Annotated in this window: 6 protein-coding genes; all 6 read left to right on the forward strand. The window is 38.6% G+C overall.

The annotated features are described in order from the left end of the window. The first annotated feature begins 30 nt into the window (after window positions 1–30). The 6 genes from BT_RS10660 (at window position 31) to BT_RS10685 (ending at window position 12,142) form a co-directional block, all read left to right on the forward strand. The gene (locus BT_RS10660) at window positions 31–3,174 is read left to right on the forward strand and encodes a GH92 family glycosyl hydrolase (RefSeq protein ID WP_011108135.1); all 3,144 of its coding nucleotides are present in this window, start codon (window positions 31–33) and stop codon (window positions 3,172–3,174) included. A 10-nt stretch (window positions 3,175–3,184) separates the two neighbouring features. Next, a complete protein-coding gene (locus BT_RS10665) occupies window positions 3,185–4,345 on the forward strand; it encodes an MFS transporter (RefSeq protein WP_008766592.1) in 1,161 nt (386 codons plus the stop codon). A 236-nt stretch (window positions 4,346–4,581) separates the two neighbouring features. After that, a complete protein-coding gene (locus BT_RS10670) occupies window positions 4,582–7,734 on the forward strand; it encodes a SusC/RagA family TonB-linked outer membrane protein (protein ID WP_011108136.1) in 3,153 nt (1,050 codons plus the stop codon). A gap of 7 nt (window positions 7,735–7,741) precedes the next feature. After that, a complete protein-coding gene (locus tag BT_RS10675; RefSeq protein WP_008766594.1) occupies window positions 7,742–9,670 on the forward strand; it encodes a RagB/SusD family nutrient uptake outer membrane protein in 1,929 nt (642 codons plus the stop codon). Window positions 9,671–9,693: 23 nt separating this feature from the next. After that, on the forward strand, window positions 9,694–10,893 hold the full coding sequence (locus BT_RS10680; protein ID WP_008766595.1) for a DUF5000 domain-containing lipoprotein: 1,200 nt from the start codon (window positions 9,694–9,696) through the stop codon (window positions 10,891–10,893). Window positions 10,894–10,912: 19 nt separating this feature from the next. Then, the gene (locus tag BT_RS10685; RefSeq protein WP_008766596.1) at window positions 10,913–12,142 is read left to right on the forward strand and encodes a DUF4998 domain-containing protein; all 1,230 of its coding nucleotides are present in this window, start codon (window positions 10,913–10,915) and stop codon (window positions 12,140–12,142) included. Window positions 12,143–12,176: the final 34 nt, after the last annotated feature.

Here is a 12,176-nt window from a genome sequence, read left to right on the forward strand (position 1 = left end):
GTCTTAATAAAAACATCTTATCCAACTACTATGAAACGAACTATTGTACAAATTATCTTTTTCATATATTGTATTGCGAATGTATATCCACAATACAGCACAATCTGGCAACTTGGCAAAACAGATAATTCATCCAAGGAGTTTGCCTTAGCACCGGATGGAAAAGATCGATTTATTATCTCCGGATTTGGGGATAATAAAAAATATTTTTATGCAGGCGAACACACACCGGCCGATTTTCCATACATTATACCGGGGCCTACTGCTGAATGGGCTGGCTCATCTTACTGGGCAGGACAATGCAGGATACAACTTCCTATTTTAATAAAACTATCCGATGTCAATCCGCTAAAGAAATATCAATGGAATATTTTTATAGAGAATGTAGAATACGAAGACTGTATGTTCTTAAGACTGGAAGTCAACGGAAAGAATTACGATTCTCCTATAAAGCCTGGCACCAAACAGCTAACATATTCAATACAGCCCGGAATTCTAAAGGAAGGGTACAACAAGATTGTAATGCAGTTATTCAACGGTAAATCCCTAACTTTTGACGCCATTTGCCTAAACGGACCTCAAGAGACACAAATCAATAAGATAGGTGATACTCCTATTATTTCAATGAAAATGGCTGATTATGAATTAGAACAAGGGAAAACAAGAACACAGCCTCTTCTACTGAAAACTATAACTAAAAAATCCGGAACACTTAAAATACAAATCAACCAAAAGAAGATATTCAAACAAGTAGAAGAAGGAGAGAATATCTACGAAATTCCAACCGGAAAACTTAAAGACCAGTCTAAAATCAAAGTTAAAATATCAACAGAAGGACAAACAGTAGCAACTCAAGAATTTATCCGTAGTAACCAGCAACTACGCAGATCAATTGATTATGTTGATCAGTTTGCTGGTTCCAGTGGTTCACGATGGATGATAGGCCCCGGACCATGGATGCCATTTGGAATGGTAAAACTTATGCCCGATAACGAAGATGCCCATTGGAAAGCAGGATATGAATATAACGTTGAAAACATAATGGGATTCAGCCACATTCACGAATGGACAATGACAGGACTCTTAATGATGCCAACTACGGGAGATTTAAAAATACAACCCGGAACAGAAAAACAGCCGGACTATGGGTATCGCTCCCGAATTAATAAGAAAACCGAAACAGCCCGAATCGGTTATTATTCTGTTAATCTTACAGATTATAATATCCAAGCAGAATTAACAGCAACTACCCGCAGTTCCCTTCAGCGATACACATTCAACAAAGCAGAGCAGCCACGAATACTAGTTGACTTTTTCTTTCCAGCAGAATACGACTGGAATTTAGATGATGTATACGTAAAAAAAGTATCTGACACAGAAATAGAGGGATGGACCTTGAACGATTGCCGGTCAACAGGATACCATGGAGTACAAAGATATAAATTACATTTTGTCATGCAGTTTGATAAGCCATTCAAAACAATGAATGGCTGGATACGAAACAAAGTATATAGCCAAATTGAACAGCTACATAAATCAAACATGAAGTCCCGACAGGTATTTACAGTCGAAAATAACAGTCAAGACAAACTGGACGCAGGAATCTTCCTCGACTTTAACCTTAACACTGGTGATGATGTTATGGTAAGGACAGGTATTTCATTAGTAAGCATTGATAACGCACGGCTAAATCTGGAAGAAGAAATAGCGAGACCATTCGGATGGAATTTTGATAAAGTTGTCACCAATCAACAAGATACCTGGGAAACACTTTTCCAAAGAGTCAGTATCACAACAGACAATTACCTCTTAAAGCAAAAATTCTACACCAATCTTTACCGTTCTATCAGTCCACGGACCATCTGGAATGATGTAAATGGGGAATGGATAGATATGAACGGTAACAAAGCTCTTATAGACAAGCCAGGTAAAAGCGTATATGGAGGTGATTCTGCTTGGGGAATGCATTGGACATTAGGTCCATTTTATAATCTTCTCTATCCGGAGTACATGTCCAATTGGATTTACACTTACGAGCAGTTCTATCGTCGTGGCGGCTGGCTTCCCAATGGTAATCCCGGTATGAAATATTTCAGAGTCATGATAGGCAATCCTGCTTTGCCATTGATAGTCTCCGGCTATCAACATGGAATTCGTGACTTCGACAGTCAACTCATGTATCGGGCATTAATTCACCAACAAACAGCCACTATGATAAACTATCCCGGAGGAGGACAAGTCGGTAACGAAAGTTATCCCGATTATATAACCAAAGGTTATGTACCTCTATACGATGACGCATGGGATTGGAATTCTCCGCATTATCAATCATACGTTTCCAATACAATGGAATACTCATATCAAGACTATTGCGCTGCTCAATATTTTGACGCTCTTAATAAAAAAGATGACTTCAATACATTTATGAAACGTTCTGATAACTGGAAAAACATATTCGACCCATCAACCGGATATGTACGCCCCCGACGTCCCAACGGAGAGTGGATCGAAAACACCAACCCATATCATGCTCCCGGATTTTGCGAAGGCAGCGCTTGGCAATTCACCTGGTACGTTCCTCATGATGTAAAAAGCCTCATCAATTTAATAGGAGAGCGTCAATTCATCGACCGGCTGAATGCCGGATTTGCAACATCCGAAAAAGTAAGCTTCAATGCTTTAGGAGATAATATGGGAGCTTATCCTATTAATCATGGGAATGAAACAAATATGCAGGCAGCTTACCTCTTCTCTTATACCAGTGAGCCGTGGCACACCCAGAAATGGGCACGTGCTATACAAGAAAAATATTATGGAATGGGTCCCCGAGACGCCTATCCGGGAGACGAAGATCAAGGCCAAATGAGTTCTTGGTACATCTTAAGCAGCATAGGACTTTTCCAAATGGATGGCGGTTGCAGCAAAGATCCTGTATGGTTACTGGGGAGTCCGCGATTTGACCGGGTAGAAATTCTGTTAGACAACACCTATTACTCTGGAAAAAAACTTATCATAAAAGCAGAAAATGTATCCAAAGACAATTGTTACATTCAATATGTAAGATTCAATAACAAGCGCCTTAGTAATAACTATATAGAATGGAGTAAACTCAAAAAAGGAGGAACACTTCATTTCATTATGGGTGACCGACCAAATCCAAATGCATTTAAATAAATAAACACATATGAAAAATAAAAGTAAGATACTACCAGTTCTTTTTGGTTTCTTTATTATGGGGTTCTGTGACTTAGTAGGAGTATCAGTCACCTATGCGAAAGATTATTTCAGTTGGAGCGAAACCCAAGCCGGTTTCCTGCCATCAATGGTATTTATATGGTTTTTACTCATCTCTATTCCGATTTCTATCTGGATGGACAAGAAAGGTAGAAAAACAATATCACTGATAGGACTTTTATCTACTTTTATTGGAATGTTACTTCCATTACTTACATTCACACAGACAGCCTGTTATATCGCCTTTGCACTTTTAGGCATAGGAAATACCATCCTTCAAGTGTCACTTAATCCTTTATTAACCAATGTTATCGCTGAAGGAAAATTATCAAGCATTATGACAGCCGGACAATTCATCAAAGCACTATCTTCTTTTGTAGGACCTATAGTGGCCGGATTCTGCTCTGTTTATTTCAACAACTGGATATTAATGTTTCCCATATTCGCCGCCATTACTCTAATTTCCGGAATCTGGTTATTTTTCACTCCAATAAATGAGAAAGACGACAAAAGATTAACATCCAGTTTCTATCAAGTTATTTCTCTCCTGAAAAATAAAACCATCTGCCTTTTATTCGGAGGCATCATTTGTATTGTTGGCTTAGATGTAGGAATGAATGTATTTACCCCAAAACTTTTAATTGAAAATGCAGAGTTGACTAAAGAAATCGCAAGTTATGGTACAAGCTGGTATTTTGCCGCTCGCACTTTGGGGACCTTATGTGGTGTAATTCTATTAGCAAAGTTTTCCGAAATTTATTATTATCGGATCAATATGTTCATTGTATTAATAGCTTTGTCCTGCATTTATTGGATACATTCTCAATATATTATTTTGTTATTAGTATGCATTATAGCCTTTGCAATGTCTAGCATATTTGCCGTCATCTACTCGCTAGCCTTGCATACATTACCCTATAAAACCAACGAAATATCAGGACTCATGATAACTGGGATATCCGGTGGCTCCATCATTCCTCCTCTCATGGGAGTTTGCGCAGATTATACCGAAAGCCAATCAGGCTCCATCCTTGTCATGCTAATTTGTGTAATCTATCTAATTTTATGTTCGTTTCATAAATTTAAAACCATACACACAAAGCCGCATTAACATTTATTCTCAAAACAACCATTCATATATAAATTTATATTAAATAAATAAATCTTTCTAGTTTTCCTGCTTTAAATATATATATTTGCAATATGTATATACATATAGACATTATATAATACATATATCATAAGCAATTAATACTATGTAGATTAAAATATACAGCCTTTATATACAAGAAATCACATTAAATCTAATATAAAACCCTTATGACTTACTTTTTAAAATCACAGAGTATGAAGAAGCTTTTATGCAACTTACCACGCTTCGTATTATGGATAGCTTTCCTTCTAATCATTGAAAGCTATGTAACCTTGCAAGCTCAAACCAGTAGTAGTAACAACTCATCCAAAGCAATATCAGGGAAAATTGTGGATGAAACAGATTTGCCTATTGCAGGAGCTACTGTACAGGTGAAAGGATCAACAAAAGGAGCCATTTCGGATATAGATGGCTTATTTACTATTTCATCCGAACCAGGCTCTATTTTGATTTTCTCATTTTTAGGATACCAATCTATTGAATACAAGATAGATAAAGTACCTCAAACCATTAAACTTTTGCCAAAGGTAGATGAATTGGATGAAGTTACTGTGGTTGGTTTTGCTAAACAGAAAAAAGAAAGTGTGATTGGAGCAATATCAACCTTAAAACCTGAAAGATTAAAAATTCCAACCAGTAATCTGACTCAAGCCTTAGGTGGTAATGTTGCCGGAATTATATCTTACCAGTTGTCCGGTGAACCTGGAAATGACAATGTGGAATTCTTTATTCGCGGTGTGACAACTTTTGGTTACTCTAAAAGTCCACTGATATTAATCGATAATATCGAATCATCTACTACTGATCTTTCCAGACTGTCCGCAGATGACATTGCTGCTTTCTCTATAATGAAAGATGCAACAGCAACTGCCATTTATGGTGCACGCGGAGCTAATGGAGTCATTTTGATTACTACCAAGCAAGGCAAACCCGGTAAGGTAAAAATTAGTGCCAGAGTGGAAGGTTCATTGTCAGCACCTACAAAAAGAATAGACATGGTAGATCCTATCAGCTATATGAAATACCACAATGAAGCTGTACTCACACGTAATCCGTTAGCTGTCCGGCCTCATACCGATGAGAAAATAGCATCAACAAAAGCCGGCAAAAATCCCTATGTATATCCGGCGGTAGACTGGTACAATGAATTATTTAATGATAATGTATTTAATTCACGTGCCAACATCAATATGAGCGGAGGTAGTGAAACTGCCAGATATTATGTTTCTTTAGGCATATCGGATGACAATGGTATCATGAAGGTAGATAAACGAAACAATTATAACAGTAACATTGATTTAAAAAAAATCTATGTACGTTCTAACATTGATATTGATGTGACCAAGACGACTACATTTTCTGTAAAATTCAGTGGCAATTTTGATGATTATACCGGTCCTATTGTAAGCGGCAATGATCTATACCGAAGAGCAATGGCAACAAGTCCTGTTTTATTCCCCAAATATTATATGCCTGATGAAAATCATACATCTACTTCACATATTTTATTTGGTAACGCAGGTGATGGTAATTACATCAATCCCTATGCGGAAATGATACGTGGTTACAAACAATACACCAATTCGGTTATTTCTGCCCAGGCGGAATTAAATCAGAAATTAGATTTTATAACTCCAGGACTTAGTATCAAAGTCTTCGCAAGTACTACCCGAAATTCATACAGCGGACAACAACGTTCTACTTCACCCTTTTATTATTCAATCAGCTATTATGATAAACTAACCGACACATATACTTTAAGGGAGCTGAACCCTAATGGTGGACGGGAAGATTTGGATTATACAGCAGAAGGGAATCAAGTCAGCAGTTCGTATTATTATGAAGCATCTCTCAACTACAACCGTACGTTCCGGGAAAAGCATAATATCACCGGATTATTAGTAGGAGTTCTGAGAGAGAATAAGAGCGGAGGCGCAAGTTCGATACAGACATCTTTACCAGCCCGTAACATTGGATTATCAGGTCGTTTTACATACGCATACGACGGACGATATTTTGCTGAAGCAAACTTTGGTTACAATGGTTCCGAAAGATTTGCCAAAAATGAACGATTCGGACTCTTTCCTTCGATAGGAGCAGGCTGGATGATCTCCGAAGAAAAGTTTTGGAATCAAGACCTTAAGAATATTATCAATAAACTGAAACTAAAAGGAACTTACGGTTTGGTAGGTAACGACAATATTGGTGCATGGAATGACAGATTCTTTTATATGTCCGAGGTAAATCTAAACGGTAGTGGTGCAAATTTCAGTTGGGGACAAGATTTTGAACGGAATGTCGGTACTATCGACATGATACGCTATCGAAATGACAAAATCAAATGGGAAATTGCTCAAAAAATGAATTTAGGTCTCGAAGTTGGGCTATTTAATATATTTGACATACAATTCGATTACTTCACCGAATATCGAAAAAACATCTTTGGCGAACGCCAAACCATCCCGTATGAAATGGGATTCAGTGCACCTCTTTTTGCTAATAAAGGAGAAGCTTCTTCACATGGATTCGAAGTACAAGTAGATGCCAACCACGCATTTAACAAAAACTTCTGGCTGGGAGTACGTGGTAATTTCACTTATGCAACAGGCAAATACGAGTATGTAGAAGAGCCATACCGTCCTTATCCTTGGCTCAGCCACATTGGAAAACGTATCGAACAATCTTATGGACTGGTAGCGGAAAGACTGTTTATTGATGAAGAAGATATTGCAAATTCACCTGTTCAGACATACGGAGAATATATGCCTGGTGACATAAAATATAAGGACATAAATAATGATGGAATAATTAATGACGAAGATATAGTTCCAATTGGATTTGCCAAATCTCCAGAAATTGTATACGGCTTCGGAGTGTCGATGGGATACAAGAATTTTGATATTTCTTGTTTCTTTCAAGGAGCAGCCAGATCTTCTTTCTTTATTAATTCCAAAGCAACGAATCCTTTCATGCAAATGGATCTCGGAGGAAACAACCTCAATGGTATGATGCAAGCATATGCGGATGATTACTGGTCTGAATCGAATCGTAATATATACGCTACTTTCCCAAGATTGTCAACTACTGACATTGCAAACAATAACAGAAACAGTACATGGTGGTTACGCGACGGTTCTTACTTGCGTTTAAAATCAGTCGAAATCGGATATACATTACCTAAAAGGCTGACCAGCCATCTAGGTATGTCCAATTTGAGAATCTATGCCAGCGGACTAAATCTTTTCGCATGGAATCGTTTTAAATTATGGGATGTAGAACAAGGAAACGACGGAATGCAATATCCTATTCAGGCAGTTTACAATTTTGGTATTAACTTAAGCTTCTGATTACATTATGAAATACAAACATTTATTCACTAGTACATTATTGGCGATATTAATCACATCCTGCAACTATCTTGATATCGTGCCGGATAATATCGCAACGCTTGAAATGGCATTCAACACTCGGGCTAATGCTGAAAAATATTTAGCCACCTGCTATAACTTCGTACCTGCAGCAGCCAATCTTGATCACAACTCCGGCCTCATCTGCGGTGGAGAAATGTGGTATCTGAAACCAGAGTCCCACTACTATAAAAATATAACCTCATTCAACATTGCACGTGGTATGCAAAACTCTAACGACCCCTTACTAAATTACTGGGATGGAGGTCAGGGAGGCTACAACATATTCAGAGGAATCCATGAATGCAATATTTTTATAGACAACATCGATCGCGTACCTGACATGCGTATGGAAGAGAAAAATAAATGGAAAGCCGAAGTGATGACTCTGAAAGCATATTATATTTATTATCTCATGTTGCACTATGGGCCCATTCCTTTACTTAAAGAGAACATCAGCGTAGAAGCAGACTTAGATATGATGCAACTGGAGAGAGAAACGATAAATGATATCGTCACTTATACAACTGATTTATTGGATGAAGCCATGAACATCCCTTCCGGATTAACATTCAATGTGACTTCTCCACGCACGGAATTAGGGCGTATCACATTACCTATTGCGAAAGCAATCAAGGCTAAATTACTAATACTGGCTGCCAGTCCTTTATTCAACGGCAATACAATGTATGCTGAATTTGTCAATTCAGAAGGGATACCTTTCTTCGACCAAGAGTATAAAAAGGAAAAATGGGAGGCGGCAGCCGCAGCGTGCCTGGATGCCATCAACACTGCCCACGAAGCCGGAGCTTCTTTATACAAATTTGATGAGAAGCTAAATTATACTCCTTCATCAACTTTACAACAAGAGTTGACACTACGCAACACAATTACCGGTCGTTTTAATTCTGAAATAATATGGGCATTAGGTTCCAATGCAACAGATGGAATACAGAATCTATGCCAAGCGCATTTAACCAGCTATTCATTGGGGAACAGAATGATTCGTAGTTGCTCACAACTTGTGCCGTCATTAGAAATTGTAGAACAATTCTATACAGCGAACGGAGTCCCGATGGATGAGGATAAAGATTATGAATATGAAAACAGATATAAACTGACAACAACTCCGGAAGATGATCCTATTCATTTTACACCAAACTACACAACTATCAAGATGCATTTAAACAGAGAGCCTCGTTTTTATGCCTATATTGGTTTTGATGGTGGAAAATGGTTCTCCATCGAATGCTGTAACGACAATGAAACGAGCTCCTATCCTATCAAATCAAAGAAAGGAGATATTGCCGGCGTTTCAGACGAACTATATTCACCGACAGGTTATTTCACAAAGAAATTGGTTAGTTATCAAAACGTAAACACCAGTGCGACCAATATCAATTACGTATATTCTTTCCCGATTATTCGCCTGTCCGATCTATACCTGTTATATGCAGAAGCTCTCAACGAGCTTAATGAAACTCCGACTACAGATGTATACTACTATGTACAACAGGTCAGGAATAAAGCCGGTCTGGATGAAGGAGGTTCTTTGGTAAATACATGGCGTAATCATTCCAACCGCCCGGATAAGCCAACCACCCAAAGAGGAATGCGTGAAATTATACAGAAAGAGCGAATGATAGAGCTTGCATTCGAAGGCCATCGTTACCATGATGTACGCAGATGGAAGTTAGGCTCTACATATCTGAATACTCAGATAAAAGGCTGGTCGGTGTTAGAGCAGGACCCGGAGTACTTTTATAATGTACGAGTTCTCTTCACGAGAAAATTCATGCCAAGAGATTATTTATGGCCTATTAAGACCAATTCTATCAACAGAAATCCGAAACTTGTTCAGAATCCTCAATGGTAACTTTTAACATAAAAATGACAAAGATGAAAAATATAGCTTTTATACTTTTAATACTTGCAGCAGTTTGTTTTGCAAACTGCGCCGGTGATTACGAGGCCGAACCACGCGGTACGAATGATGGAAAAGCTCCGGCACCGATTACTAATATATCGGTGAAGAATGTAAACGGAGGAGCTATTATTAAATATACTCCTTCCGATGATGTCGATTTATTATACGTCAAAGCTATCTTCACTAATACCCGCGGAGAACAGCAGGAAGTAAAATCTTCCATGTATGTAGATTCTTTGGTAATAGAAGGGCTGGGGGATACACAAAAGAGAGAGGTCAAACTTTACTCTGTAGACCGCCACGAAAACTATTCCACACCGGCTATCGTGACTATTGAGCCTCTGACTCCTGCAGTCGTTCAGACACAAGAATCATTAAAAGTGACTGAAAGTTTTGGAGGTTTCTTCCTCGATTTCAATAATGCAGCAAGAAGTGCATTATCTTTCTACATTTACAAATGGGTAGATGAACACAATGAATACGAGATTCATGACGTATACTCCTCACAACAGGAAGAAGGTCGCCTGACTATAAAAGGCTTAGAACATAAATTATTGAAATTAGCCATCTTCGTTAGGGATAAATGGGAAAACACTTCCGACACATTGTATGCCGAAATTACTCCTTGGAAAGAAAGCTTATTAGATAAAACAAAATTCCAACTTGTTAAAGTTATGGATGATGTCAGCTGGGATTACCACGAAGGCTATCATTCCCGTCTATGGGACGGACAAATAGGTGGATGGAACTGGGGACATACCGAATACCCGATACCTTTCCCGCATGCCTTCAGTATTGATTTGAATGTCAATGTACGTCTCAGCCAATTCCAATTCTGGCAACGTCTGGACAGCCAAGACTTATTATATGCCCATGGAGCTCCCAAGTACTTCAAATTATATGGCTGCGAAGAGGGTAAAGATTTGCAGAATCCGGATAACTGGGTGGTATTATTTGATGGAGAAATGAAGAAACCATCCGGCGGGGCATTTGGTGATGCGCTTACTCAGGAAGATATTGAGGAAGCCCAAAGAGGCCATGTATTTACCCTTAACCAGGATGTACCATTCATTCGCTACTTCCGGTTCCAGAGTTTGATGTCATGGTCGGGAATGGAAACGTCAGTTATGTCAGAAATCACTCTTTGGGGAGATATCCAAGGCGAAGAATAACCTTATAAAATAGACAGAAATGAAAAAAGTAATATATATAATAACTACTATTCTCCTGTGTATGACCTCCTGCACAGATATTCATGATACCTATTCTGAATATATCAAAGACGGAGAACAAATTTATGTAGGAAAGCTGGCGGATGTAAATATACAGCCGGGATTTCAGCGCATGATGATAAAGGGGTCTATGAAATATCTGGCCACAGCAAAGACTTGCATAATAGAACTTGTAGGTTACGACAAGGTTTTCACAACAGACATTGACAGAACGCAACCTGAATTCAGTTATGAAATCAAAGATGTGGAAGAAGGCAACTATTACGTTAAAATAACCACAAAGGATAAAGAAGGTAATACCTCACTATCCGAAACCTACAATGTAGATGTATACGGAACGGAGCACATAGCGACTTATTATCCCAAGCGAATTACCGATATACAATTCGTCATTGCCGACAACTCGCTCAACTTAATTTGGAATCAGGCAGACAATGTGGTGGAAGCAATAGTTAAGTACTATGATTCAAATGAGCAACTACTAACTTTAACAGTGAAAGGAGATGCTGCTTCAACCAATTTACCTAATTGGAAAGCTACTTCTATATTAACAGTAGAAACACGAATCCTACCCAGCGAAACTGCATTGGATATCGTATCCCTGCCCATTTCAGAATACACTTTGCCCGACGATCCGATTGTAGAAATCCCCAGAACTAACTTTGCCAACGCAAATATGCCTTCAGATGTTGTAAACGGTTATGGCGGTTCAGTAGAAAAGTTATGGAACAATGATACATGGAATTATGACAGCGGTTATCATGCCGGCGATAATCAAGGAGTTCCTCATCATCTGACCATTGACATGGGACTTACAGCAACGATTACCGAATGCGAACTGTTCTTTACCGGATATGAAAGAACAGACTGGATGCCTCGATTATTCCAAATATGGGGAATTGAAGATGTAGAAGACCTGGAAAGCCATGAACCGGATGTTCCATCTATAAACCCGGCTTGGGAAGAAAGTGCGAAAGCAAAAGGATGGAAACAGCTGACTACAAAAAACATTTCTGTTTCCGGTTGGCAACCCAGTATTAAGTTCGCCTGCGATAAAGAACACGAAAATATAAGATACATCAGATACCGTATTGTAGAATCACTCTCAGCTCCACACGTAGGAATGGGGGCCTATGGTTCCGCCAGCGAAATCAAGTTCTGGGGTAAAAAGGTTAGTTTGTTACAGTGATAACAGTTGAATTTGTTTTTGCATAGGAGTGTAT

Origin of the sequence: Bacteroides thetaiotaomicron VPI-5482, assembly GCF_000011065.1 — a bacterium.
GTDB classification, from domain to species: domain Bacteria; phylum Bacteroidota; class Bacteroidia; order Bacteroidales; family Bacteroidaceae; genus Bacteroides; species Bacteroides thetaiotaomicron.

Excerpts from the sequence above, each read along its gene's own strand:
- BT_RS10685 (WP_008766596.1), top strand. The coding sequence starts at position 10,913 with ATGAAAAAAGTAATATATATAATAACTACTATTCTCCTGTGTATGACC.
- BT_RS10670 (WP_011108136.1), top strand. The coding sequence starts at position 4,582 with ATGAAGAAGCTTTTATGCAACTTACCACGCTTCGTATTATGGATAGCT.
- BT_RS10660 (WP_011108135.1), top strand. The coding sequence starts at position 31 with ATGAAACGAACTATTGTACAAATTATCTTTTTCATATATTGTATTGCG.
- BT_RS10675 (WP_008766594.1), top strand. The coding sequence starts at position 7,742 with ATGAAATACAAACATTTATTCACTAGTACATTATTGGCGATATTAATC.
- BT_RS10665 (WP_008766592.1), top strand. The coding sequence starts at position 3,185 with ATGAAAAATAAAAGTAAGATACTACCAGTTCTTTTTGGTTTCTTTATT.
- BT_RS10680 (WP_008766595.1), top strand. The coding sequence starts at position 9,694 with ATGAAAAATATAGCTTTTATACTTTTAATACTTGCAGCAGTTTGTTTT.